The following is a 26,137-nucleotide window of genomic DNA, read 5'->3' as shown; positions in this document are numbered from 1 at the left end:
CCCGCGGCCTTGAACGGGCGTCGCAGCTCGCGCGACCCATGGCAGCGCTGGATGTCGCACGGCCCTGGCCTCTCGCGCGATCGTTGAAGCGGGAGAGCGAGACCTCCATGAAGTCAGGTAGTCATCTGGTCGTCGCGCTGTGGCTGGCGCTTGCCGCGAGCACCAGCCCGACAGGGCCGTCATTCGCGCAGGCCGGCGACGTGGCTGCGCTCAGCGCGAAGATCAATGCGCTCGCCCGCGCCGGCAAATATGCCGACGCGATCCCGCTCGCGCAGGGCCAACTCGACAGCCTCGAAAAGAAGTATGGGCCCGATAATCGCGACGTCGCAGGAGCACTGAACAATCTCGCGCAACTCTATGGCAGCCAGGGCCGCGACGCCGAAGCGGAGCCGCTGCTGAAGCGTGCCATTGCGGTCCTCGACAAGGTGTCGGGCCTGAACTCCGCCGACGCCGCACCCGAGTTGAACAATCTCGCCGCGCTCTATCAGCGGCAGGAGCGTTTTGCCGATGCCGAACCGCTGTTCAAGCGCGCGCTGGCGATCCGCGAAAAGGCGCTTGGACCCAATCATCCCGATCTCGGGCAATCGCTCAACAATCTCGCGACGCTGTACGAGAAGCTCGGCCGTCACGACGAATCCGAGCCGCTGTTCAAACGCGCGCTCGCGATCTACGAGAAGGCTGCCGGCCCCGAGCATCCCGCGGTCGCGACCTTGCTCAACAATATCGGCCAGGTCGACAAGGTGCAGGGGCGCTATGCGGACGCCGAACCGCTGATCAAGCGCTCGCTTGCGATCCGCGAGAAGGTGCTTGGGCGCGAGCATCCCGACGTCGCGCGCTCGCTCAACAATCTCGCCGACCTCTACGAGCGGCAGGGCCGTTACGCCGATGCCGAGCCGCTCTATCGGCGCGCGGTCGCGATCCGGCAAAGCGCGCTCGGGCCGGACCATCCGGATCTTACGATTTCGCTCAACAACCTCGCCTCGCTCTACCAGGCCGAAGGCCGCACCGCAGATGCGCTGCCGATCGTGGAGACCACGATCGCAAGCGGCCGCGCACAGTTGCGCGTCGCGCTGCCGGTATTGCTCGCGGCAGAGGCGCAGCAGATCATGCCTCGTGACAAGGCGCTCGACGCTGCGCTCAACGTGGTCCAGCGCGGCACCCAATCGTCGGCGGCTTCGGCGGTGAACAAGCTCGCGGTGCGGCTCGCCGCCGGCACCGATCGTCTCGCCGAACTGGTGCGCCGCGATCAGGATCTCGCGGCTGAGTCCGATGTGCTGGACAAATCGCAGCTCGCGGCGGTGTCGAGGGATCGCGCGAAGCGCGATGCCGCGGCCGAGCAGCGCAGCCGCGCGCGGCTCGCCGCGATCGCAGCCGAGCGCGCCGGCCTGCAAAAGACCTTTGCCATCGAATTCCCCGATTATGCCGCGCTGTCGAATCCATTGCCGATGACGGCCAGCGAAATCCAGTCGCTGCTCTCCGCCGATGAAGCGATGGTGCTGTTCGCTGTCGCCGAAAAGGAAAGCTTTGTGTTTGCGATCACCCGTGATCGCATCGACTGGAAGCCGGTTCCGTTCGGCGCCGATGCGCTGTCCGCCAAGGTCGCGGCGTTCCGTCGCGGCCTCGATGTCGGCAAGGCGCGCGATGCGACCGGCAAGATCGGCTTGTTCGATCTCGCGCGGGCCAATGAACTCTACGTGACGCTGCTTGGTCCGGTCGATGCGCTGATCAAGGACAAGCGCAGCCTCCTGGTCGCGCCGGCGGGAGCGTTGACAGCGCTACCATTCCATCTGCTGGTGACCGAACCGCCCGCGGCTGCGATTCCTGAGACATTTGCCGGCTATCGCGATGCGGCATGGCTGTTGAAGCGGCAGGCGGTGTCGGTGTTACCGGCAGCGTCGAGCCTGAAGGCGTCGCGTGTGTTCGCGCGCAAAGAGGAGGCAACCAGGCCGATGATCGGCTTTGGCGATCCCTTGTTCAATCCGTCGCAGGATGAGGCTGGTGGTCACCCAGCGACGAGGCAGGCGTCGCGCGCGCTCGTCACGTCGGCCTACACCGATTTCTGGCAGGGTGCCGGCGTCGACCGCGCGCGGCTTGCGGCAGCGCTGCCGCAACTGCCGGATACCGCCGACGAGTTGAATGCGGTCGCGAAAGATCTCGGCGTTACCGCATCCGACATTCATGTGGGCCGCGACGCCAGCGAAACCACGGTAAAACGCGCAGCCCTGGCAGATTACGGCATCGTCTATTTCGCGACCCACGGCCTCGTCGCCGGCGATGTGAAGGGCGTAGCGGAACCTTCGCTGGTGTTGAGCATTCCAAGACAGCCAACCGAGTTCGACGATGGCCTGTTAACCTCGAGCGAAGTCGCGCAACTGAAGCTCAATGCCGATTGGGTGGTACTATCCGCGTGCAACACGATAGCCGGCGACAAGCCGGGTGCCGAAGCACTGTCCGGTCTCGCGCGTTCCTTCTTCTATGCGGGCGCGCGGGCGCTCCTGGTGTCGCATTGGTCGGTGGATTCGGAAGCGGCCACGCGGCTGACGACATCGACATTCGATCGCCTGAAGGCCGATCCGAAGCTCGGCCGCGCCGAAGCGCTGCGCCAGGCCATGCTGGCGTATCTCAACGATGCCTCGTCGCCACGAAATGCATACCCGGCATTCTGGGCGCCGTTCGCCCTGATCGGCGAGGGCGCGGCACGTTAGCTGGCACTGTTTGTGCATTGCAATGCCGTAGTTTTCCGGGAATGGCGACGGAACGTCGCGCGACTTCTTTGAAAACAACAGGAAAGCGAAAGCAAAACGAAACTGTCCCGCATTGCGGTATTTGCATCAGACGATGTGCCTGCCTTGGAATAAACCAAAACCCGGTCGAGTAGCTTGGCAAGCCCGGCGATCCCCACTATTAGGTCGCCGGACCGAGGCCGGAAGGCTATATTTCACAGGCGGTCACCGCGTCGGGGCGCGTTTAGCGACATTCGCGCGAACAAGGATACGCGGGTTCGAGGAGGTTCTTCGTGCAAGAGACGGGCGTGCATAACGGTGCCTTCGGTGCCGATAAATTCGGCTTAAAAAATCTCAAGGGCGTGCACTGGAACTACGGTGCGCCGCAGCTCTACGAGCATTCGCTGCGATCCGGCGAAGCGGTGCTTTCGGCCGATGGCGCGCTCTGCGCCGATACCGGTGAATTCACCGGCCGCAGCCCGAAGGACAAGTTCACGGTCCGCGACGGCCTCACCGACAAGTCGATGTGGTGGGCCGGCAACCAGTCGATCACCTCGGAGCAGTTCGCCACGCTCTATGCCGACTTCATCAGCCATGCCGAAGGCATGACGCTGTTCGCGCAGGACCTCTACGGCGGCGCCGATCCGACCCATCGCATCAAGACCCGTGTCTTCACCGAGTTGGCCTGGCACTCGCTGTTCATCCGCACGCTGCTGATTCGTCCCGAAGCGTCGGAACTCGCGAGCTTCGTGCCAGAACTCACCATCATCGACCTGCCGAGCTTCCGCGCCGATCCGAAACGCCATGGCTGCAAATCGGAGAACGTCGTCGCCATCGATTTCGCCCGCAAGATCGTCCTGATCGGTGGTTCCTATTATGCCGGCGAAATGAAGAAGAGCGTGTTCACCACGCTGAACTTCTATCTGCCCGAGAAGGGCGTGATGCCGATGCACTGCTCGGCCAATGTCGGCCCCGACGGTGACACCGCGATTTTCTTCGGCCTCTCCGGCACCGGCAAGACCACGCTCTCGGCCGATCCCAAGCGCACGCTGATCGGCGATGACGAGCATGGCTGGAGCGAAGACGGCGTCTTCAATTTCGAAGGCGGCTGCTACGCCAAATGCATCAAGCTGTCAGGCGAAGCCGAACCGGAAATCTATGCCGCCAGCAAGCGCTTCGGCGCCGTGCTGGAAAACGTCGTGCTCGACGCCAACACCCGCGCGCCCGATTTCGACGACGGCTCCAAGACCGAGAACACCCGCTCGGCCTATCCGCTCGAGTTTATCCCGAACGCCTCGCGCACCGGCTGCGCGCCGCATCCGAAGAATGTGGTGATGCTCGCCGCCGACGCCTTCGGCGTGATGCCGCCGATCGCCAAGCTGACGCCGGCGCAGGCGATGTATCACTTCCTGTCCGGCTACACCGCGAAGGTCGCGGGCACCGAGCGCGGCCTGGGCAATGAGCCGCAGCCGGAATTCTCGACCTGCTTCGGCTCGCCGTTCCTGCCCCGCGATCCGTCGGTCTATGGCAATTTGCTGCGCGAGCTGATCGCCAAGCACAATGTCGATTGCTGGCTGGTCAACACCGGCTGGACCGGCGGCAAATACGGCACCGGCCGCCGCATGCCGATCAAGGTGACGCGCGCGCTGCTCACCGCCGCGCTGAACGGCAGCTTGCGCAACGCCGACTTCCGTACCGACAAGTATTTCGGCTTCGCGGTGCCGACCTCGCTGCCGGGTGTCGAGCCGCATATCCTCGATCCGATCAAGACCTGGGCCGACAAGGCCGAGTTCGACAAGACCGCGCGTGCGCTGGTCGGCATGTTCCAGAAGAACTTTGCCAAGTTCGAAGCCCAGGTCGATGCCGACGTCCGCGCCGCCGCGCCGGAAGTGAAGCTCGCGGCGGAGTAGGCTGGCTCGTCATTCCGGGGCTCGCGTAAGCGAGAGCCCGGAATCCATCGGGCCGCAGCCTTTGAGGTTGAATGGATTCCGGGCTCGACGCGGAGCCTGTCATCGGGCCGCGCTTTGCGCGGACCCGTTGGCGTCGCCCCGGAATGACAGCTGAACTATTCCCCCATTTCCGGCAACACCGCGTTGCTCGGGGTCTGCCGGTCGGTGATCTGCAGGCCGAACAGGCTGCCGATCAGCTCGACCGCGACGCGTGCGGTGCGGCCGCGCTCGTCGAGGAACGGATTGAGCTCGACGATGTCGAGCGAGCGCACCAGCCCGGAATCGTGCAGCAGCTCCATAATGAGATGGGCTTCCCGATAAGTCGCGCCTCCAGGCACTGTGGTGCCGACACCGGGCGCCACCGAAGGATCGAGGAAGTCGACGTCGAACGAGACATGCAGCACACCGTTCTTCGCCTTGACGCGCTCGATCACGCGGCGGATCAGCACGGCGACACCGAACTCGTCGATCTGGCGCATGTCTGATATCGAGACGTTGCGCTGCCGCAGCAATTTGCGCTCCAGCGGATCGATCGAGCGCGCGCCGATCACATCGAGCTGGTCGGGCGGGATCGAGGCGCGCGGCAGCCCGCCGAGCAGGTCGTCGAACCCGTCTTCGCCGCACAGGAAAGCCGCCGACATGCCGTGCATGTTGCCGGTGAGGGTGGTGGCCGGCGTGTTGTAGTCGGCATGCGCATCGACCCACAGCGCGAACAGCGGCCGGCCCTTCTCCTGCCAGTAGCGCGCGACTCCATTGATCGACCCCATCGACAATGAGTGATCGCCACCCATGAAAATTGGAATCGCGCCGGTATGCGCCAGCCAGTAGGCGCGTTCGGAGAGCGCGCGGATCCAGGTTTTCACCTCATCGTAGAATCTCGTGTTTGCCGGCACCGGGCCATCGGCGACGATGGCCGGGATCGCAAGGTTGCCGTGGTCGTCAACGTGAAAACCCAGCTGCTCAAGGAGCCGCGCGATCCCCGCGGTGCGCAACGCATCCGGTCCCATCAGCGGGCCGGCCTGCGACGCGCCAATCTCGATGGGAACGCCAAGCAGCGCGATGCGCTGGGAGTTTGGTAGGGCTTCGGACATATGTCACGGCCTCGTAGGAGTGGAGACGGCGCGACTGCGCCGTTGCCGACCCTACGCCTTCCTGCTCAGGCCTTGAAATAGGCGATTTGCGTCGTGGTGGCGAGCACGCGGCCGGCCGGCGACCACAATTCGCCATGCTGGTCGCCGTAACTCTTGTGGAAAATCCGGGCGTCGGCGACGGCAAGCAAGCGGGTGGTGTCCTCCTCCTCCAGGTCGGCCGCGTCGACGTGGAAATAGGTCGTCAGCGAGACCGTGCCGAATGGCACCAGCTCGCGCCGCGCATGGAACACGCGGCCGAAGAAGGCGTCCGACATCGACATCAGCGACAGTGCGTCGACCTTGCGAGGTACGCGGTCGGCAATCCACATCTTCGAATAGGCGCTCAACGGCGCCTTCGCCGCGCCGCTGCCAAGCTTCGGGTCGCCTTCGACGAAGCGGAAGTCGTACTGGTTGGCCCAGGTCATCGCGAGTTTTGGATAGGGCAGGGTCTGCTCGAACGGCGTCGCGCCGGGAAATTCGCCCGGCTGGTGCGACCATGACGGGCGACGTTCCGCGAACACGGCCGTCGCCAGTGTCGCGACCTCGCCGCGGCCCTGCGTCATCTCGACCGACCAGTGCTGGCTGGACCGGTTGGCCTTCACCAAACGGAGGTCGAGATCGAAGGTGCCCTCGGCGATCGGCGCGCAATAATTGACGGTCAGCGCCAGCGGATCGCCAGCGCGTTGCGGATGCTGCATCAAGGCGCGCAGGATCGTCGCGGCGGTGCAGCCGCCGAACGGACCGACAAAGGCCCAGTAATCCGGGCTGGTCCGCCCCTGCCAGCGGCTGTCGCCGGCAGTGATCGCGGTGGCTTCGTCGAACAAATGCGGGGTCTTGGTGAGCATTTGATTCCTTGATCGCAGACGTTCGTTTCCGTCATTGCGAGCGAAGCGAAGCAATCCATGTCCCTACAAGTGGAGGCATGGATTGCTTCGTCGCTATCGCTCCTCGCAATGACGGTCTCATCTGGGCAGCAATATCGCGGGCTACTGCGCCGAGTTCAATAACGCCGGACGTAATGGATTTCCGTATCCCGGTATTACCCCTTCGCCTCGCGCTGGGTGCCGAGCACCGGTGGCGCGCTCGGATGCACCGGCACGTGCCAGACATCCTCGGCATATTCGCGGATGGTGCGGTCGGAGGAGAACCACGGCATCCGCGCCACGTTGAGGATCGAGGCGCGGGTCCAGGCCGGGATCACCTGCCAGCGCGCGTCGATGCCGCGCTGCGCCGCGTAGTAGGACTCGAAATCGGCCGAGACCATGTAGTGGTCGAGATAACGCAGCGCGTGCCCGATTGAGGCGAAGCGCGCGGGATCGCCGGGCGAGAATTCGCCGCTTTCGATGGCGCGGATCGCGCGCTCCAGCCGCGGCGAGTTGCGGATCGCGTCGCTGGCGTCCAGCCCCTGCTTGCGGCGGACCATGACGTCGCCGGCCTCCAGGCCGAAGATCGCGATGTTTTCCTCGCCGACATTGTCGCGGATCTCGATGTTGGCGCCGTCGAGCGTGCCGATGGTCAGCGCACCGTTGAGCGCGAGCTTCATGTTGCCGGTGCCGGAGGCCTCCATGCCGGCGGTCGAGATCTGCTCGGAAAGGTCGGCGGCCGGGATGATCACCTCGGCGAGGCTGACATTGTAATCGGCGAGGAAGACGACTTTCAGCTTGCCGGCGAGCGCCGGGTCGTTGTTCACGACCTCACCGACGTCGTTGATCAGCTTGATGATCAGTTTTGCATAACGGTAGCTCGCCGCCGCCTTGCCCGCGAAAATCTTCACCCGCGGCACCCAGTTGGCCTGCGGGTCATCCTTCATCGCGTGGTAGAGCGCGATCGTCTCCAGGATGTTGAGCAGCTGCCGCTTGTATTCGTGGATGCGTTTGATCTGCACGTCGAACAGCGCCGACGGATCGACCTTGATGTTGTTGCGCTCGCCGATCAGCCGCGCCAGCGCCAGCTTGTTGTGATGCTTGACGTCGCGGAAGCGTTGCTGAAATCCAATATCGCTGCTGTGGGTCTCGAGCCGCTCGAGTAGCGAGAAGTCGTCGAGCACGGCCTCGCCGCAGGTCTCGCGCAACAGCGCGGTCAGCCTTGGATTGGCCAGCATCAGCCAGCGGCGGAAGGTGATGCCGTTGGTCTTGTTGGTGATGCGCTGGGGATAGAGGTGATGGAGGTCGTGGAACACGGTCTCCTTCATCAGGTCAGAATGCATCGCCGAGACGCCGTTGATGCGATGCGAGCCGACAAAGGCGAGCTGGCCCATCCGAACCCGGCGGCCACTCCGTTCGTCGATCAGCGACACCGAGGCGCGGTACTCGATGTCGCCGGGGCAGCGTTCCTCGGCGAGCGCGAGATGCTGCACGTTGATCCGGTAGATGATCTCGAGATGCCGCGGCAGCAGCCGTTCGAACAATTCGACCGGCCAGGTCTCCAGTGCCTCTGGCAGCAGCGTATGGTTGGTGTAGGACAGCGTGGCGACCGTGATCTTCCAGGCCTCGTCCCAGCGGAAGTTGTGCAGGTCGACCAGGATGCGCATCAGCTCGGTGACCGCGAGGCTCGGATGGGTGTCGTTGAGCTGCACGGCCGCCTTCTGCGCCAGGCTGCGCAACTGGCCGTCGGCGGACAGATGCCGGTTGATCAGGTCCTGCAGCGAGGCCGAGACGAAGAAATATTCCTGGCGCAGCCGCAGCTCGCGGCCCGCCGCGCTCTCGTCGTTCGGATAGAGGAATTTGCAGATCGCTTCGGCGCGCGCCTGCTCGGCGCTGGCCGAGACGTAGTCGCCGCTGTTGAAGACGTCGAGCCTGAGCGGATCCGGCGCATGCGCCGACCACAAACGCAGCGCGTTGACGTGCTGGCCGCGCCAGCCGACGATCGGCGTGTCGTAGGCCATCGCTTCGACGGTTTCCGTCGGCTGCCAGGTGGCGCGATCGCGGCCGCGGTCGTCGACATGGTCGACATGACCGCCGAAATGGATGTTGTAGACCACCTCCGGCCGCTGGAATTCCCAGGGGTTGCCGAATGCGAGCCATTCGTCGGGATATTCCTGCTGCCAGCCCTGGTTCATGATCTGGCGGAACAGGCCGAAATCGTAGCGGATGCCGTAGCCGATCGCGGGGATCGCAAGCGTTGCCATGCTTTCCATGAAGCAGGCGGCGAGGCGCCCGAGGCCGCCATTGCCGAGCGCCGCGTCGGGCTCGCATTTGCGCAAATCGGCGAGGTCGACGCCGAGATCGCCGAGCGCGGCCTCGAACACCGGCAGCAATCCCATATTGTTCAGCGCGTCGGTGAACAGGCGGCCGATCAGGAATTCGAGCGAGAGATAATAGACGCGCTTGGAGCCGGCGTCGTAGCTCTGCTTCTCGGCGGTCAGCCAGCGATGCACGATACGGTCGCGCAGCGCCAGCGCTGCTGCCTTGTACCAGTCGCGCCGGGTCGCCATGCCGGCGTCCTTGCCGATCGCAAGCCTGAGCTTGGCGAGGATCGCGCTCTTGATTTCGCCCAGCGCCAGTTCGTCGACCGGCTGGTTCAGTGCCGGGTAGTGTGTTTTTTCTTGCAACGCGCCAATCCCCGCCATTCAGACTCTACACAACCATACCCGCGTTGCACTGCAATCGAAACCGTCTGAAACGTTGCCGTGCACAGCGCTGGCGTATTTTTATGCAAGGACCGGGCCGGTTTAGGGCATTCGGCCTTGCCATCGCCGGTGCTACACTCGGCTTCGAAAGCCGAGATTTTGCGACAGTTTAGCGGAGGATGCGTGATGAGACTGTTGATCGAGATCGCAGCCGCAGCATTTCTCGTGATCTGCATCACCGCCAGCAGCGCGGCGAACGCAGCAGATAAATTGGGCCGCAGCGCCGACGGCCTGAGCTGCAGCTTCAGCGCTGCGCCGAACGCCAGCCCTGCCGCCCGCTGCGCCGCCATCAAGCGGCAATGCGGCGGCAAGTTTGACGCGAACGCGTGCGGCGACAAATTGCTGTCGGCGAACTGACCTGCGCCGAAGCGCGGTTGTGCGGCCTCAGCGCGCCGAACCCTTGTTGCAGCCGGCGTATTTTTGCGCGCAATCCACCTTGCATTGCGCGAGTGCCGGGCCGGCAAGCTGGCCCGACTTGGCGAACTGGTCGCAGTGCGTCTTGCAGGTGCAGTTTCCGCTGGAGATCTTTCCCGAGCCCTGCGCGTCGTAGGCGAACGCCGCGCTCGCATTCAGGACAAGCGCGGCAGACAAGATCCAAGCAATAATCCTCATGTGTTTCCCCCAAAGCCTTGTCGGCATTTGATTGCCAAAGCACAAACATGCGAGGTAATCGCCCGGTCGGGAACACCGGGGTGACACGGATTTCCGGATCTTGACCACTGCGCTACGACAGAGATGCCGAGCGTGGGGCAGGGCAATTTCCTTCCGAATTTATTATCGTGGCGGGGCCGCTGACATCGTCAGCGGCCCGTATTGCTTTCGTGGCACATCATCCGGACTACGATTGGTCCCCCTCGATGACGTTAATTCCTTCGTCGCTCAGCGCTTGCATGATTGTCTCGATGTCTTCCGGTTCGGTCGTGGCTGACGGTAGCAGGTCATTGAGCTGATCGAAGGTGATCACGCCCGTCAGATGGCCGAGTTCGATGGCGCGTCGGATCATGTCTCGCTGTAGCTCTGCGGTCCTCCTAAAATTGGCCTCTACTAAAGAGGGCGGGAGTCGCCTTTGCTGCTACGTGGGGTCGGAACAAATTAAGAACACTTTAGCAAGTCTTTGATATATCGTTGTGATTCGGTGCAGTGCCGATACAACATCTATGGTCTATCAGTCTCCGCGAGGACTACATGTCCACCATCGCCTTTGATCAGTTCGCTCTCACCCGGATCGCCGATTTCGCGCGCTCACTGTCGCGGCTGCATCAGGCCTCGCGGCGCCAGCCGATCGACGACGACCAGATCGACCGCGAGTTCAATGCGGTCTGCATGTCGATCTGGGGCTACACCACGGACGATTTCAGCGACGACCTGCTTTCGGTCGAGGATCACGCCTGGCTCGACCAGCTCGATGAAGCGCATGCGCGCATCTTCGCGGGCGAGCATGGCTACGACCTCGTCGACGATCACGGCATGCTGACCGACTGGTGGGGCTATTGCTGGATGATCCTCGCCGAGAAGCGCGGCCTGCTCAATCCGGAGAACCGCGCCGCGGCACGCGCGGATATCGAGGACAAGTATCTGGCGGCGCCGAACGTGATCGGCGTGATCGTCGGGCGTTGATTATTTGTCGCGCCGTCATTCCGGAGCGATGCGAAGCATCGAATCCGGAATCTCGAGATTCCCCGATGCGCAGTTGCGCATCTGAGGTCTGGTGCTGACGCACCATCCCGGAATGACGGCTGAAGCCGTCAGTTCGCGTCCGCCCGCTTGGCGGGCTTCTGCGTGGTCTTCGGCACCACCGAGACCGGGGTCGCCGGTGCAACGTCGCGGCTGGTTTCCGGCAGCGGCGCGTCGCCCGCCAGTTCGGCGCTGACCGGCGCGACCTTCATTTCGCCGAGCCGGGCGCGGATCTCGGCCGTCAGGCCGGGATAGGAGGCGACCGGCGCGAAGTCGAACGACTGGTCGTTGCCGACGCGGATGCCGGTATAGGCGACGAGACCGTCGGTGGTGGCGACCACGTCGCCGGCTCGCAGCGAGGTGTCGAGCGCGAGGTCGATTGGCGCGAGGCCAGCCGGATCACGGCCATTGCAGGTGCAGTCGGCGCGCAACGCCTTGCGATAGGCGAAGGCGTTTTCGCTGTCGGCGTAGCGCTCGCCGGTGTTCGAGGCGGCGCTGTCGATATTGCTGCCGTAGAAGATCTTGGTCGGGCTCGCCGGACAGAACGCCTGGCAGATCTGGACCGGCGTGGCGTTGCCGCGCATGGTCAGCGGAAAATATTTTCCGTCACAGCTGCGCACGCAGAATGCCGGACCGGATCCAGCGACGCGCTGTGTCGGGGCCGGCCGCTCAGGCTGCTGGTTGAGGCCGAACGGATCGGCGAAGAAATTGGCTTGCGGCGGGGCCTGGCGCGCCTGCTGTTTCTGCGCGCCGCCGAAGAAGAGGTCGAACAGCCCTTCGGCCGAGACCGGGGCGGGGACGCAGATCATCGAGCCCGCAAGCGTTGCGGCGACAAGCATCACGCGACGCCGCACGCGCCGATCATTGAACTCTGTACGCAACGCGAACTCCACCCGACGCAACACACCGCGGCGACGATTGCCCCGGCGCGATTCACCATAGTGCGGGATGGTAAACGAGCGATTGATCAGGAAGGGGAACGGACGGAAAGAAGTCGCGCGTCCAGACTTCCCTTCACCTCGCCCCGCTTGCGGGGAGAGGTCGGATCGCATCATCAGATGCAATCCGGGTGAGGGGGTACAGGTCCCACCACAGATATCGCTCGCGGAGAGAGCCCCTCGCCCCGACCCTCTAAGAGCGAGCTTCGCTCGTCTCGACCCCGCGAAGGGCGGGGCGAGGGAGAACAGAGACCCGTCAGCTCTTCAAGAACTCGCTGGCCTTGTACAGCGAACGGAACGCCAGTCCGGCTTGCGCGAACGTTTCGGTCGCACCTTCCTCGCGGTCGACCATGGTGAAGACCAGCGCGATCTCGCCGCCGGCCTCGCGCACGGCTTCGGCCGCCTTCAGCGCCGAGCCGCCGGTTGTCGTGACGTCCTCGACGATCACGATGCGCTTGCCCACGAGCGTCTCGCCCTTGGCGAGCCCTTCGACCGCGAGCCGCGCGCCGTGCTCCTTCGGCTTCTTGCGCACGAAGAAGGCCGCGATGGGGTAGCCCTTCAGCCAGGACAATTGCGCGATCGCGCCGGCCAGCGGCACCGCGCCCATCTCCAGGCCGCCGACGAAATCGAGATTGTCGTCCTTCAGCGCGTCATAGGTGAGCTCGGCGAGCAGGGCCGCGCCCTCGGGGTCGAGCATCGTCGGCTTCAGGTTGAAATAGAAGTCGCTCTTGCGGCCCGATGCCAGCGTGATCTCGCCGCGCCCGAACGAACGCTTGCGGATGATCTCGGCGAGGCGGGCGCGGGAGGCTGATCTGGACAAGGCGTCTTCTCTTCGGGTTCGAGGCGGCGGCAATCTATCGGCGCCGGCCGGCACATTCCAGCGTGGATATGACGCCGTCAACAGCGCCCGCGCCGCGATTTCCGGCTGACACGCCTGCGGAAAGCGCGGGTTGTCGCCTCGCCGGGTTCCCCGTAAGCAAGGGCCAAATATCTGGAAGGGAAGCGGAAATGACCATCGAGCTGCACACCTGGAACACGCCAAACGGCCGCAAGATCTCGGTGGCGCTGGAGGAAATGGGGCTGCCCTACACGGTGATCCCGGTGAATATCAGCAAGGGCGAGCAGATGGCGCCCGCCTTCCTCGAGATCAGCCCGAACAACAAGATCCCGGCGATCGTCGATCCGGATGGACCGGATGGCAAGCGCGTCAGTAGCTTCGAGTCAGGCGCGATCCTGCTCTATCTCGGCGAGAAAACCGGCAAATTCCTGCCGAAATCGCTGACTGAGCGGATTCCTGTCTATGAGTGGCTGATGTGGCAGATGGGCGGTTTCGGCCCGATGCCAGGCCAGGTGCATCATTTCATCGCGCTGGAGAACGAGCAGGACCGGGCCTATGGCCTGAAGCGCTACATGACCGAGACGCGCCGCCTTTATGGTGTGCTGGACCGTCGGCTCGCCGGCCGCGACTATGTCGCCGGCGATCTCTCGGTCGCCGATTTCGCCATTCTCGGCTGGGCCTGGCGCCATCCGCGCCACAAGGTCGATCTGGTCGATTTCCCCAACGTCAAGCGCTGGTACGACACGCTGATGGCGCGGCCTGGCACGAAGCGGGGCATGGAAGCGAAGCTGGATTGAGTTCACCTTCTCCCTTTGTGGGAGAAGGTGGCTCGCATCGCTAGATGCGAGCCGGATGAGGGGGCCTCTCCGCGGATGCAGGCCCCTCATCCGTCGCGGACTGCGCATAGCCGATGCAAAGCATCGGCGTCCTCTTTGAAGAACGGCGGCCGGGGGCCGCCTATGGCCACCTTCTCCCACAAGGGGAGAAGGAAGACAGATCACGCCCGTCTCGCCTCGAGCGCCATCTTCACTGCGAGCCCGGTCAACACTGTGCCCATCAGCCAGCGCTGTACCAAGAGCCAGGTCGGACGCGTTCCCAAAAACACCGCGATCGAGCCGGCGGCGAGTGCGATCATTGCATTCACACTGATGCTGATCGCGATCTGGATCGAGCCGAGCGCCAGCGACTGCGTCAGCACGCTGCCCCCGGTGGGATCGATGAACTGCGGCAGCAGCGCGAGATAGAGCATCGCGATCTTCGGGTTCAGGAGATTGGTGACAAAACCCATCGCAAACAATTTGCGCGGGCCGTCAACCTTCAGCGTCTTGACCTGGAATGGCGAGCGGCCGCCGGGCTTCAGCGCCTGCCATGCGAGCCAGAGCAGATAGGCCGCGCCGGCAAAACGCAGCGCGTCATAGGCATAGGGAATCGCGAACAGCAGCGCGGTGATGCCGAACGCCGCGCACAGCATGTAGAACACGAAGCCGAGCGCCACGCCGCCAAGCGAGACGATGCCGGCCGCCGGCCCTTGCGTGATCGAGCGCGAGATCAGGTACATCATGTTCGGTCCCGGCGTCAGCACCATGCCGAAGCAGACGAGCGCAAAGCCAAGCAAAGCGGAGATGTGGGGCATCAGAAAGGACTCGCGGAGGGATACGCTTATTTTTAGCGTGCCATTCGCCGAGAGGCCATGTTGCAATTGCTCTCGGAGCAATCGCCGCGGCGGCGGTCTACTCCCTCGCCCCGCCCTTGCGGGGAGAGGGTTGGGGTGAGGGGCTCTCTCCGCATTGACGGTGAGACTTGGATTCGCGGAGACTCCCCCTCACCCGGATCGCATTTCGCTACGCTGCATGCGATCCGACCTCTCCCCGCAAGCGGGGCGAGGTGACTTTCAATGCGCCTCGTCCCAGTTGTTCGCGGCCCGCGCGTCGACCTGCAGCGGGAGCGACAGGTTCACGGCCGGGAACGGCGCGTCCTGCATCACCTTCTGCACCACCGGCAGCGTCGCTGCGACCTCGTTGTCGGGCACCTCGAAGATCAGCTCGTCATGCACCTGCAACAGCATCTGCGCCGAGAGCTTCTTCTCGGCGAGCGCGTCTTCCATCCGGATCATGGCGCGGCGGATGATGTCGGCGGCGGAGCCCTGCAGCCGCGCGTTGATCGCGGCGCGCTCGTTGAAGGCGCGGTGCGAGGCGTTCGAGGCCTTGATCTCGGGGTAGTACATCTTCCGGCCGAACAGCGTGGTGACATAGCCGTTGCTGCGGCAGAATTCCTTGGTGTCGTCCATGTAGGCGCGGATGCCCGGGAAGCGCTCGAAGTATTTCTTGATGTAGGCCGAGGCTTCCTCGCGCGCGATGCCGAGCTGGTTGGCGAGGCCGAACGCCGAGATGCCGTAGATGATGCCGAAATTGATCGCCTTGGCGCGGCGGCGCACCTCGCTCGGCATGTCCTTGATCGGCACGCCGAACATTTCCGATGCCGTCATCGCATGAATGTCGAGCCCGTCGCGGAACGCCTCGCGCAGCACCGGCACGTCGGCGATCTCGGCAAGCAGCCGCAGCTCGATCTGGGAGTAGTCCGCCGACACCAGCTTGTGACCCGGGGTCGCAATGAACGCGCGGCGGATTTTTCTGCCGTCCTCGGTGCGCACCGGAATGTTCTGCAGGTTCGGCTCGTTCGACGACAGCCGGCCCGTGGTGGTCGCAGCCAGCGCGTAGGTGGTGTGGACGCGATGGCTCTGCGGATTGACGTAGGTCGGCAGCGCGTCGGTATAGGTCGATTTCAGCTTCGAGACCTGCCGCCACTCGAGGATCTTGCTTGGAAGCGTGTGGCCCTGTTCGGCGAGGTCGTCGAGCACCTGCGCGGTGGTCGACCACGCGCCGGTTTTGGTCTTGGTGCCACCTGAGAGCCCCATCTTGCCGAACAGGATGTCGCCGATTTGTTTGGGGCTGCCGACATTGACCGGTTCGCCGGCGATTTCCTGGATCTCGGCCTCGACCCGTGCCGCGGTCTGGGCGAAATCGCCCGACAGCCGCGACAGCACCTGGCGGTCGATCGAGATGCCGCGCCGCTCCATCCGCGCCAGCACCGAGACCAGCGGGCGCTCCAGCGTTTCGTAGACCGTCGCCATGCGGTCGGCGACCAGGCGCGGCTTGAGGATGCGCCACAGCCGCAGGGTCGCGTCCGCGCTCTCCGCCGAATACTCGGTCGCCTTGTCGATCGGGACCTGATCGAAGCTGAGCTTGCCCTTGCCGCTGCCGATCAAACTGCCATAGGCGACCATGGCATGACCGAACGAACGTTCGGCAAGCTGTTCCAGCGCATGCGAGCCGCGGCCGGCGTCGAGCGCATAGGACATCAGCTGGGCGTCGTCGGTGTTGCGCAGGGTGATGCCGTGTTGCGCCAGCAGCACTGCTGAAAACTTGACGTTGAAGCCGACCTTGAGGATCCCAGCGGATTCCAGCAGCGGCTTCAGCGCGGCGAGCGCGTCCGATGCCTTGATCTGGTCGGGCGCGAGCCCGGCATCGAACAGGCCTGCGCCGCCGCCGGCCTGCTTGTGGCCGAGCGGTATGTAGCAGGCGTCGCCGGGCGCCAGCGCCAGTGCAATGCCTGAGATCTCCGCCTGCATCGGGTCGATCGAGTCGCTCAACACCTCGATCGCGACATGACCGACGTCGCCGACACGGGCGATCCACGCCGTCAGCGCGTCGAGACTGCCGATCGCAGGGTATTTGCTGCGGTCGAACGGCAGCTTCTTCATGGCCTCCGTGCGCGCCTCGGTCAGCGTGACCGGCGTGCCCTTTGGGCTGAAGGACTTGTCTTCCCTGCTGCCGCTCTTCGCGGGGGCCGCGGGGCTTGCGAAGAGGTCGCCGGAGCGGATGGGATTGTCGGCTGCCGGTTTCGCGGCGGCTGCGCTTTTGTTCGCCGTATCGGCGTCGATGTTGGCGGGATCGATCTGCGAATACTCGGCGACGCGGCGGGTGAGGGTTGTGAACTCCATCGCCTTGAGGAACGCGACCAGCTTGCGTGCGTCGGGCTCGTGCACCGCAAGGTCGTCGAGTGGCACGTCGAGCGCCACCTTGTCGTCGAGTAAAACCAATTGCCTCGAGATGCGCGCCTTCTCGGCATTCTCGAGCAGCGACTCGCGCCGCTTCGGTTGCTTGATCTCGCCGGCGCGGAACAGCAGCTGTTCGAGGTCGCCATATTCGATGATCAGTTGCGCCGCGGTCTTGATGCCGATGCCGGGCACGCCGGGCACGTTGTCGGTGGAGTCGCCGGCCAGCGCCTGCACCTCGACCACCTTCTCCGGCGGCACGCCGAACTTCTCGATCACCTCCGGGATTCCGATGCGGCGCTCCTTCATGGTGTCGTACATCACGACCTTGTCGGTGACGAGCTGCATCAGGTCCTTGTCTGATGACACGATCGTCGTGGTGGCGCCGCGTTCGCCGGCCTGCCTTGCATAGGTCGCGATCAAATCGTCGGCTTCGAAGCCGCCCTGTTCAAGGCAGGGCAGGTCGAAGGCGCGCACCGCCTCGCGGATCAGCGCGAATTGTGGGATCAGGTCGTCGGGCGCCGGCGGCCGGTGCGCCTTGTAGTCGGGATAAAGCTTGTTGCGGAAGGTGATTTCCGACTTGTCGAAGATGATGGCCAGGTGCGTCGGCCGGTTGTCCGCAGGCATGTCGCGCAACAGCTTCCACAGCATGTTGCAGAAGCCGAGCACGGCATTAACCTGCAGCCCGTCGGACTTGCGGTTCATCGGCGGCAGCGCGTGATAGGCGCGGAAAATGTAGCCCGAACCATCGACCAGAAAGACATGGTCGCCCTTTGCCAGGGCCTTGGCGGCAACGGGCGTGGCGGTGTTCGGAGCTGATTTGGCGGAGGCGTCGGAGGCTGTTTTCGGCATGGCCGAAACTTAGGGATTTTTGCGCGGATTGACAGCCTTTGCGACCTAGAATCCGCACGCGCCACACAACCAAATCGTCGTCCCGGCGAAGGCCGGGACCCATAACCACCGATGTTCGTTGTTGGCACTCGTTGCGGCCCGAATTTCGCGCCACATAGGCATTTGTGGCTATGGGTCCCGGCCTTCGCCGGGACGACAACAAATGCCCGCAGGGATCAGGCCTTATCCCCTGTCGGCGAGAACAAATAACCGCCGCCCCTGATGGTGCGGATCACGGCCGGCTTGGTCGGATCGATCTCGATCTTGCGGCGGATGCGCATGATGCGCAGGTCGACGGCGCGGTCGAAGGCCTCGGCGTCGCGCGCATTGGCGAGTTCCAGCAGCCGTTCGCGCGACAGCACCCGCTTCGGGTTGGCTGCGAACACCTTCAGCAGGCCGAATTCGGAGGCGGTGAGCGGATGTTCGTTGCCCTCGTCGTCGCGTAGCGCCTGGGCCTCGAGATCGAGCCATTTGGTGCCGAACCGCACCAATTGCTCCTTTTCGGCCTTTGCCCCAGCCGGTTCCGGCGTCGCGGTCCTGGCAGGCGCGCTTCGCCGCAGCACCGAGCGGATGCGGGCCATCAGCTCGCGCAACTCGCAGGGCTTGGCGACGTAATCATCGGCGCCGAGCTCGAGCCCAACCACGCGGTCGATCGGGCTGGCAGTAGCTGTCAGCATGATGACGGGAACGTTGATCTTGCTTTTGAGGTCGCGGATGATCGAGAGCCCGTCTTCCTCGGGCATATTGAGGTCCAGCACCACGAGATCGGGCACGCTGGTCTCGATCTCCTTGCGCAGGCTCTTGCCGCCATCGCACAGCGTCACGCTAAAGCCGTGCATCTTGAGGTAATCGCCGACCATTTCGCGGGCCGGCGCCTCGTCGTCGACAATGAAGATATGCGGGGTCTGGCTCATGATGTCTCTGTCGCGGGCAATGTAACCGTAAAGGTCGACCCCTGTCCGGGGCCGGGGCTCTGCGCGGTCACATGGCCGCCATGCATGTCGATGATGCGCTTGACGATCGAAAGCCCGAGGCCCGTCGAGCTCTCGCCCGCGGTCGGCTTGGCCGACAGCCGCTGGAACCGGCCGAACAGCCGCCCTAGATCCTCCGGGCTGAGGCCGGGGCCCTGGTCGGCGATGCGGATCACGGTGTTCTCGCCCTCGTGGCTGACTGCAACATTGATCTTGCCGCCGATCGGCGAATATTTGATGGCATTGCTGATGAGGTTGTCGATTGCCTCGCGGATCCGGTCGGTGTCGCACATCGTGACGAAATGCTGCGGCCCCGAGACCGAGATGCTCTGCTGCTTGTTGATGGCCGAGGGCAGGTTCGAGTCGGTGACCTCCTTGACAAGGCCGGCGATGTCGACCGGCTCGCGGCGGATGGTGATGTCGAACGCGTCGGCCATCGCGTCCGAGATCAAATGGTCGACCATCGAGGTCAGCCGCTTGGTGGCGTCCCTGATGTGCTCGACCTGCGCGGTGACGTTCTCCTTGGGCGAGCCGGCGCCGATCAACTCGGTCAGCATTTCGGTGCGGCCGAGGATCACCCCGAGCGGATTCTTCAGGTCATGGGCGACGGTGCCGAGGATCTCGTTCTTGAAGCCGTTGGCGCGCTGCAGCCGCAGCCATTGCGCCGACAGCCGCCGGTTGGCCTGCATCAGCGCGCGGGTGCGCTGCGCCACGCGGTCTTCGAGCTGGGTGTTGGCCTCGTGGAGCTGCTGGTAGAGGATCACGTTGTCGAACGCGATCGACAATCGGCTGGAGAAAATCTCGACCAGCGCACGGTCGGTGTCGGACAATTGGCGTTCCGCCTGCAGCAGCACCACGACCTCGCGGCCGCTGCCGGTGCGCAAATAGAGTACGCTGCGATGGTCGGCGAACTCGTTTTTGCGGCGATGGAAGGCGGCCTCCACCATCGACCGCAGATCCGCATCGAGCGCCTTCGAAGATGTCGTGCCGATGAAGCGGCTGTAGCAGCCGGAGCAGGCCAGCACCGAGAAGTCGGGCGCGGGGGCGTTGCCGTCGTCGCGCAGCACCAGGATGCCAGCGCAGTCGACATTGAGCAGCGAGGCGAGCTGGGTCAGCACGCCCTCGGCCAGCCGCTGCATCGACTTGAAATCGTACAGCGTCGAGGCGGCGTCGATGATGATCTCCAGCCCGCGCCTGGTCTGCACCATGCGCTCAAGTTGCTGGTAGCTGCGCAGCGCTGCGGTCAGCGAGGTGAACAGCTTGTCGGCGGTGAGCTCGGTCTTCGCCTTGTAGTCGTTGATGTCGTACTGGACGATGACGCGCCGTTCCGGCGCCTGGCCTGGCTGTCCCGTGCGCAGGATGATGCGGACCGTCTCGTTCTTGATCTCGTTGCGAATGTACTCGACGAGCTCGAGGCCGGCGACGTCGGTCTCCATGATGACGTCGAGCAGGACGGCGGCGATATCGGGGTTGTCCCGCATCAGCGTGCGACCTTCGGCCGCGGAATAGGCCGATACGATCTCCAGCGTCGCGCCGTTCAGATTGTAGTCGCTCAACGCGAAGCGGGTGCCCTCATGGACCGCGTGATCGTCGTCGATGACGGCGATCTTCCATTTGCGTACCGACGAATCCTCCGGAGGAGCCTCGGTATCGTCGATCAGTTGGAGGACATCGTCCTGTTCGGCCATTGACTGGTTCCGTCGGCTGCTGCGTCAGTGATCGTGGGCTGGCTCGTGGGCTGCCCTTTAGCGATCCTGGGCATGATAATGCGAAAAGTGGTGCCTTGTCCTACCCTTGACTCCAGCATCATGCGTCCGCCCAGCTGCTGGGTGACCAGGTTATAGACGATATGCAGCCCGAGACCCGTACCACCTTCGTTGCGGCGCGTCGTGAAGAAGGGGTCGAACGCCTGCCGCTGCACGTCCGGCGTCATGCCGGCGCCGTCATCGGCGAAGATGATCTCGACATCGTCGGCACCGCGCGCCCGGGCCGTGATCGTGATCGTGCCGGAGCGACCGTCGGCGAAGGCATGATTGACGGCGTTGAGGAAAAGATTGGTTAAGATTTGCCCATAGGCGCCCGGGTAGCCGTCGATCAGCAGGCCCTCGGGCACGTCGACCGATAGCGCGGTGGCGGCTTTCTTCAGCACCGGACGCAGGCTCGACACGATCTGGTCAGTCGCTTCGCCCAGATTAAACGGGCGCCGTTCGGCATGCGAGCGGTCGACGGCGACCTGCTTGAAGGACTGGATCAGCTCGCCGGCGCGCTGCAAATTGGCGACGAGCTGCTGCGACGCGTCGCGCGAGGTGCGGACGAATTCGTCGAGCTTCGAGCGGCGCAGCGGCTCGGTCTTCAGGTCGTTCTCGAACATTTCCGCGCGCCGGGCGAAGCTCGAGGCGACCGTCAGGCTGATGCCGATCGGATTGTTGACCTCATGGGCGACGCCGGCGACGAGGCCGCCCAGCGCCGCAAGGCGCTCGGCATCGATCAGGTTCTGCTGCGTGGTGTTGAGCTCGATCAGCGCGGTCTCGGCCTTTTCCTTGGCGGTTCGCAGCTCATCCTCGGTCTTGCTCTTGGCGATCGCGTTCTCCCGGAACACCTCGACGGCGCGCGCCATGGCGCCGACCTCGTCCTTGGCCGACGTGCCCTGCACCGGGCGGTCGTAGTCACCCGACGTGATGGCGCGCATCGATGCCATGATCTGGGCCAGCGGCAGCCGGATCGACAGCGCGATCAGGACGCCGGCGGACATGATGATGCCGAGAAAAAGCACAGCGATCGACAGCACCCGGCGCGAGATCGCGGCCAGCGTCCGGTCGAATGTCTCCTGCGCCTTCTGCTCGCGCTGGCGCATCTTGGCCGAGAGGTCGTCGATCGCGCCGATCGCGTCGGCCTGGCTGGCGTCGATGGTGTTGCGCAACAATTCGGTGCGGTTGGTGAGCTGTTCGCTGAGCTTGGTGAGGCCGTCGCGCAGTTCCTCGGTCTTGACCTTGAGCCGTGCCAGCGCCATGCGCTGCAGGTCGTTCTCGGCAAGATCGGTCATCACAGGGATCGTGTTCTCGATCGTATCGGTGTTGCGGCGGGCCTCGTCGGCCGACGCGGAGTCGAGCGACAAATAGTAGGCGTTGGCGGCGACCAGGAGCGAGGTGAATGCCTCGCGAGACTTGCCGAGCGAGGGCCAGATCAGCGCGTCGCGATGACCTGTCGCGCCCTCGATGATCGAATAGAGGCCGGCCATGTCCCTGGTCGGCGCAAGCACCTGCTCGTTGTAGGTCTTGCCGATGGCCGACTGTACCGTGCGCAATTCGCCGAAGCCGTCGAGGAAACGGCTGGTGACGCGTTCGAGCTGCTCCACCGAGCCTGACAGCATCGGGTCGGTCGAGGCGCGGTTCGTCAGCGTGCCGAGCACGGCCTCGCGCAGCAGCAGGATTTCGGCGAACAGGTCCGGGCTCGGCTGGTTGATGTAACGGTGGATCAGGTTCTGCAGCCTGGAGGTCTCGCTTTCGAGCCGGGCCAGGATCTTGTCGGATTCGCGCACCTGGCGGACGTCGTCCCAGGCCGAGCCGAGCACCTTGGAGCCATTCCAGATCAGCACGGCGAGCACGATCACGACGGCGGAATTGAGCAGCGCGATCGACAGGATGCGCCAGCGGATCGGAACCGCGCGCAGCAGCTGGACGATGCGGAAGCGGCTCTCCGCCGCGAAGCCCGGCGGCCGTCCCACTGTCCTGTGCTGTTGGGGCGCGTCCAAGATCAGCTCACTCCACCTTGCGGATGCGTTCGATCAGCGCTGCGATCGCGGGATCGCGCTCGGCCTTGGCATAGATGCCGGCCGTCGCCGCCTCGAACGGCTTGCGGTCGATATCGGTCACGATCTTGACGCCGGCCTCTTCTGCCCGTTTGCGCGAGCGTTCCTCGAGCTCGTTCCATTTCTCCCGCATGTAGAGGCTGGAGTGCTGGGCGGCTTCGCGAAAGATCTTCTGGTCGTCCGGCGACAGGCTGGCCCAGGCCTTTTGCGACATCACCAGGACTTCCGGGCTGACGGTATGTTGGGTCAGCGAGTAGTAGCCGGCATATTTATAGTGACCGGTGGTGACGAAGGACGGCCAGTTGTTTTCGGCGCCGTCGATCAGTCCGTTGGCAAGGCCGGTCAGCACCTGGCCGTAGGGCATTTCGACCGGTTCGGCGCCGAGCGCGCGGATCATGTCGGACATCTGCTCCGATTGTTGCACCCGCAGTCGCAACCCCCTGAGATCGTCGAGCGAGCGCACCGGGCGGACGCGGCTGTAGATCGAGCGGGCGCCGGAATCATAGAAGGCAAGCCCGACGAAGCCAAAGGCTTCGAAACTGTTCAGGATGTCGGTGCCGATCGGGCCGTCCAGCACCTTTTGCAGGTGGTCGAGCGATCGAAACAGGAACGGCATCGCCAGCACCTTCACGGCGGGCACCATGGTTCCGATCAGAGCGACGTTGGTCCGGTTGAGGTCGATTGCCCCGGCCCGGGTCTGCTCCAGCGTTTCTTTTTCCTCGCCGAGCTGGTGCGAATGGAACACCGTCACCTGATGCCGGCCACCGGTCCGCTCAGCGATCAGCCGACCCATATAACGCAACGCCAGGACGGTCGGATAATCCTCGTTCTGGGTGTCGGCAGCGCGGAATTCGCGCGCAAACGCGCTCGCCGAAACCGCCGTACACAACAGCGCGACGACAAGCGTCATGGTCCGCGAAAGTCCGGCGCGGCGATACACCAACAATTCCCCTTGTAGATTGTGTCCAGGGTGGGAGCAAAAGGTTCAACGGTTTTTAGCAGAAGGTGGATGGTTCGCCCATCGGCCAATTCGTTAATTCCGCGCTGCAACCAGAGGGATAGATTGAAACTACGGTTCTAGCACCTTATGACGGCATGACCTGACATGGGAATGGCTCATTGTGAAGTTGGTCTCGAAATTCCTGCTGCTTGCCGTCGCCGCGGCCATTCTGCTTGTATCGCCCGCGGGGGCCGCGACCGACATCATGTGGTGGCATGCGATGTCGGGCGAACTCGGCAAGCAGGTCGACAAGCTCGCCGCCGATTTCAACGCCTCGCAATCCGATTACCGGATCGTGCCCGCCTACAAGGGCAACTACACCGAGACCGTCACCGCGGCGATCTTCGCATTCCGTTCGCGCAGTCAGCCGGCGATCGTGCAGGTCAACGAGATCGCCACCGCGACCATGATGGCGGCGCGCGGCGCTATCTATCCGGTGTTCGACTTGATGCGCGATCAGTCGGAGGGGTTCACGCCGTCGGCCTATCTGCCGGCGGTGGCCGGCTATTACGCCGATGTCGACGGCAACATGCTGTCGTTCCCGTTCAATGCCTCGACGCCGATCCTCTACTACAACAAGGATATGTTCCGCTCGGCCGGGCTCGATCCGGACGTCGCGCCGAAGACCTGGCCCGAGGTCGGCGCAGCGGCGAAGCGGCTGCGTGCGGCAGGTGCGATGTGCGGCGTGACCACGTCGTGGCCGTCCTGGATCAATGTCGAGAATTTTTCCGCGTTTCACAATCTGCCGATCGCAACCCGGGGCAATGGTTTCGGCGGACTGGACGCGCAGCTGGTCTTCAACAATCCGATTGTGTTGCGCCACATCGCGATGCTGGCGCAGTGGCAGGCCGACAAGACCTTCGACTATAGCGGCCGCGGGCAGACCGCCGAGCCGCGCTTCCAGAAGGGCGAATGCGGCATCTTCATCGGCTCGTCCGGCACGCGCGCCGACATCAAGGCCAACTCGAATTTCGAGATCGGCTACGGCATGATGCCGTATTATCCGGATGTCCAGGGCGCGCCGCAGAACTCGATCATCGGCGGCGCCACGCTGTGGGTGCTGCGCGACCGGCCGCGCGCCGAATATGCCGGGGTGGCGAAGCTCTTCGCCTTTCTGTCGCGGCCCGAGGTGCAGGCCGCCTGGCACCAGAACACCGGCTACCTGCCGATCACCCGCGCCGCGTTCGATCTCACCCGCGCGCAGGGCTTCTACGACCGTAATCCGGGCGCCTCCATGTCGATCGAGGAAGTCACGCTGAAGCCACCGACCGACAATTCGAAGGGCATTCGCCTCGGCTCGTTCGTCTTGATCCGCGACGCGATCGAGGACGAGCTCGAGCAGGTGTTCGCCGGCAAGCGCACCGCGCAGGCCGCGATGGACAACGCCGTCGAGCGCGGCAACCGCCTGCTGCGCCAGTTCGAGCGCGCCAATCCGGATAGGTGAGGGTGGCTCGATCTTGCCGACGTCATTGCGAGGAGCGAAGCGACGAAGCAATCCATCGTTCCGCATGCGCTGAAGCATGGATTGCTTCGCTTCGTTCGCAATGACGGCTTAACTGATGACCACGTCCCTTCCACCCATCACGGGCTACGACACCTACCGCGCCTGGCGCAGCGACATTTCGCGCTGGTTGCCAGTCGCGCTTGATATCGCCCATGGTCACGGGTTGTCTTGCGCCGCGCCGCATGTGTTTGCGACCGGCACCAACCTCGTCGTCGGGCTCGGTGACGACCTGATCCTGAAACTCTTCCCGCCGTTTCTGGCTCGGCAATTCGTCTCCGAACGCGGTGCGCTCGCGGAGCTGCGCGGTCGGCTTGGCATTCCGATTCCGGACGTCGTCGCGGCGGGCGAGCGTGATGGTTGGCCCTATCTCGTCATCACGCGCCTTTCCGGCGTCGTCGGATCGGAGGTGTGGCCGTCGCTGGGGGAGGCTGAAAAGGAGCGCGTGCTCGCCGAGATCGGCGCCGTCATCGCGGAGGTCCAGCGCGTCCCGCCGGGCGCCCTGCTCGCGATCGAGCCGCGCTGGGACGCTTACATGCGCCAGCAAATTGCGCAGTGCCGGGCGCGCCACGAACGGCTCGGACTGCCGCAGAAATTTCTCGCCGGGCTCGACGATCTCCTGCGTGACGCCGCCGCGCTGATCCCGATGGATGCGCCGCCGGTGATCCTGGTTGGCGAATACATCCCCGAAAATTTCCTGCTGGCGCGCCGCGGCGACGGGTGGCATGTCGCCGGGCTGTTCGACTTCGGCGATGTGCAGACCGGATGGGGCGAGTACGATCTGCTCGGTCCCAGCGCCTTCATGGCCGCCGGCCATCCGCGCCGAGTGCACAGCCTGTTCGACGGCTTCGGCATTTCGCGCAACGACGTGACGTTTGCGCTGAAGCGGCGGCTGATGGCGCTGATGCTGCTGCATCGGGCCAGCGATCCGCTCCGGCACATCTGCATCGACCGCTGGCCCGACAAGGTCGACGACCTCGTGCAGCTCCAGCAGTTGATTTGGCCGGACTAGGCCGTGAACCACAAATCTGC

Annotated in this window: 20 protein-coding genes; 7 read left to right on the top strand and 13 right to left on the bottom strand. The window is 64.2% G+C overall.

The features are described from left to right. Nucleotides 1-107 precede the first annotated feature (107 nt). Together UP10_RS29570 and UP10_RS29565 are read left to right on the top strand one after the other, a co-directional pair. A complete protein-coding gene (locus tag UP10_RS29570; protein WP_044590721.1) occupies nucleotides 108-2,705 on the top strand; it encodes a CHAT domain-containing tetratricopeptide repeat protein in 2,598 nt (865 codons plus the stop codon). 311 nt (nucleotides 2,706-3,016) lie between these two features. Beyond that, nucleotides 3,017-4,633 (top strand): phosphoenolpyruvate carboxykinase, encoded by a 1,617-nt coding sequence (locus tag UP10_RS29565; RefSeq protein ID WP_044590720.1) that lies wholly within the window; start codon nucleotides 3,017-3,019, stop codon nucleotides 4,631-4,633. A gap of 155 nt (nucleotides 4,634-4,788) precedes the next feature. On the opposite strand, the gene rocF is transcribed toward UP10_RS29565, so the two are convergent. The 3 genes from rocF to UP10_RS29550 form a co-directional block, all read right to left on the bottom strand. Then, complete coding sequence (rocF, locus tag UP10_RS29560; RefSeq protein ID WP_044590719.1) at nucleotides 4,789-5,763, bottom strand: arginase; 975 nt, start codon at nucleotides 5,761-5,763, stop codon at nucleotides 4,789-4,791. 65 nt (nucleotides 5,764-5,828) lie between these two features. Continuing rightward, nucleotides 5,829-6,647 (bottom strand): acyl-CoA thioesterase, encoded by an 819-nt coding sequence (locus tag UP10_RS29555; protein WP_044590718.1) that lies wholly within the window; start codon nucleotides 6,645-6,647, stop codon nucleotides 5,829-5,831. A gap of 194 nt (nucleotides 6,648-6,841) precedes the next feature. After that, nucleotides 6,842-9,352 carry a glycogen/starch/alpha-glucan phosphorylase gene (locus tag UP10_RS29550; RefSeq protein WP_044590874.1) on the bottom strand — a complete coding sequence of 837 codons (2,511 nt, stop codon included), beginning with the start codon at nucleotides 9,350-9,352 and terminating at the stop codon, nucleotides 6,842-6,844. A 204-nt stretch (nucleotides 9,353-9,556) separates the two neighbouring features. Here UP10_RS29550 and UP10_RS29545 point away from each other — a divergent pair, with 204 nt between their 5' ends. Further along, nucleotides 9,557-9,787, top strand: coding sequence for a hypothetical protein (locus UP10_RS29545; RefSeq protein ID WP_044590717.1), 231 nt, complete (start codon nucleotides 9,557-9,559; stop codon nucleotides 9,785-9,787). 27 nt (nucleotides 9,788-9,814) lie between these two features. On the opposite strand, the gene UP10_RS29540 is transcribed toward UP10_RS29545, so the two are convergent. After that, nucleotides 9,815-10,042, bottom strand: a complete 228-nt coding sequence (locus UP10_RS29540; protein WP_044590716.1) for a hypothetical protein — start codon at nucleotides 10,040-10,042, stop codon at nucleotides 9,815-9,817. Nucleotides 10,043-10,268: 226 nt separating this feature from the next. Further along, nucleotides 10,269-10,433, bottom strand: coding sequence for an RNA polymerase sigma factor region1.1 domain-containing protein (locus tag UP10_RS29535; RefSeq protein ID WP_044590715.1), 165 nt, complete (start codon nucleotides 10,431-10,433; stop codon nucleotides 10,269-10,271). Between the two features lie 182 nt (nucleotides 10,434-10,615). Here UP10_RS29535 and UP10_RS29530 point away from each other — a divergent pair, with 182 nt between their 5' ends. Continuing rightward, on the top strand, nucleotides 10,616-11,047 hold the full coding sequence (locus UP10_RS29530) for a hypothetical protein (protein WP_044590714.1): 432 nt from the start codon (nucleotides 10,616-10,618) through the stop codon (nucleotides 11,045-11,047). 128 nt (nucleotides 11,048-11,175) lie between these two features. On the opposite strand, the gene UP10_RS29525 is transcribed toward UP10_RS29530, so the two are convergent. Then, nucleotides 11,176-11,943, bottom strand: coding sequence for a DUF2865 domain-containing protein (locus tag UP10_RS29525; RefSeq protein ID WP_197086924.1), 768 nt, complete (start codon nucleotides 11,941-11,943; stop codon nucleotides 11,176-11,178). A 355-nt stretch (nucleotides 11,944-12,298) separates the two neighbouring features. Continuing rightward, entirely contained in the window at nucleotides 12,299-12,862 is a 564-nt protein-coding gene (pyrE, locus tag UP10_RS29520; protein ID WP_044590713.1) for an orotate phosphoribosyltransferase, read from the bottom strand. 188 nt (nucleotides 12,863-13,050) lie between these two features. On the opposite strand from pyrE, the gene UP10_RS29515 reads away from it, so the two are divergent. Then, a complete protein-coding gene (locus tag UP10_RS29515; protein WP_044590712.1) occupies nucleotides 13,051-13,677 on the top strand; it encodes a glutathione S-transferase family protein in 627 nt (208 codons plus the stop codon). Between the two features lie 200 nt (nucleotides 13,678-13,877). Here UP10_RS29515 and UP10_RS29510 read toward each other — a convergent pair whose 3' ends face one another. From UP10_RS29510 to UP10_RS29485, 6 genes are all read right to left on the bottom strand, one after another. Beyond that, entirely contained in the window at nucleotides 13,878-14,513 is a 636-nt protein-coding gene (locus UP10_RS29510) for a LysE family translocator (RefSeq protein WP_044590711.1), read from the bottom strand. 258 nt (nucleotides 14,514-14,771) lie between these two features. Continuing rightward, nucleotides 14,772-17,786 carry a DNA polymerase I gene (gene polA, locus UP10_RS29505; protein WP_044590710.1) on the bottom strand — a complete coding sequence of 1,005 codons (3,015 nt, stop codon included), beginning with the start codon at nucleotides 17,784-17,786 and terminating at the stop codon, nucleotides 14,772-14,774. Nucleotides 17,787-18,001: 215 nt separating this feature from the next. Next, nucleotides 18,002-18,739: a response regulator gene (locus UP10_RS29500; protein WP_044590709.1), complete on the bottom strand. Its 738-nt coding sequence runs from the start codon at nucleotides 18,737-18,739 to the stop codon at nucleotides 18,002-18,004. Beyond that, a complete protein-coding gene (locus UP10_RS29495; RefSeq protein ID WP_044590708.1) occupies nucleotides 18,736-20,484 on the bottom strand; it encodes an ATP-binding response regulator in 1,749 nt (582 codons plus the stop codon). The genes UP10_RS29500 and UP10_RS29495 overlap by 4 nt, the downstream gene beginning before the upstream one ends. Then, nucleotides 20,454-22,451 (bottom strand): sensor histidine kinase, encoded by a 1,998-nt coding sequence (locus UP10_RS29490; protein WP_245321954.1) that lies wholly within the window; start codon nucleotides 22,449-22,451, stop codon nucleotides 20,454-20,456. Before UP10_RS29490 ends, UP10_RS29495 begins: the two co-directional genes overlap by 31 nt. A gap of 103 nt (nucleotides 22,452-22,554) precedes the next feature. Beyond that, complete coding sequence (locus UP10_RS29485) at nucleotides 22,555-23,550, bottom strand: TRAP transporter substrate-binding protein (protein ID WP_044590706.1); 996 nt, start codon at nucleotides 23,548-23,550, stop codon at nucleotides 22,555-22,557. Nucleotides 23,551-23,731: 181 nt separating this feature from the next. Between UP10_RS29485 and ugpB the strand changes: the two genes are divergently transcribed. Together ugpB and UP10_RS29475 are read left to right on the top strand one after the other, a co-directional pair. After that, complete coding sequence (gene ugpB / locus UP10_RS29480; protein WP_502692265.1) at nucleotides 23,732-25,048, top strand: sn-glycerol-3-phosphate ABC transporter substrate-binding protein UgpB; 1,317 nt, start codon at nucleotides 23,732-23,734, stop codon at nucleotides 25,046-25,048. Between the two features lie 115 nt (nucleotides 25,049-25,163). After that, nucleotides 25,164-26,117 carry a phosphotransferase gene (locus UP10_RS29475; protein ID WP_044590704.1) on the top strand — a complete coding sequence of 318 codons (954 nt, stop codon included), beginning with the start codon at nucleotides 25,164-25,166 and terminating at the stop codon, nucleotides 26,115-26,117. The last annotated feature ends 20 nt before the right edge of the window (nucleotides 26,118-26,137 follow it).

Origin of the sequence: Bradyrhizobium sp. LTSPM299, assembly GCF_000938235.1 — a bacterium.
Lineage (GTDB): Bacteria > Pseudomonadota > Alphaproteobacteria > Rhizobiales > Xanthobacteraceae > Bradyrhizobium.
Note: the sequence above shows the minus strand (reverse complement) of the source record. Positions and strands in the feature narration are given on the sequence as shown.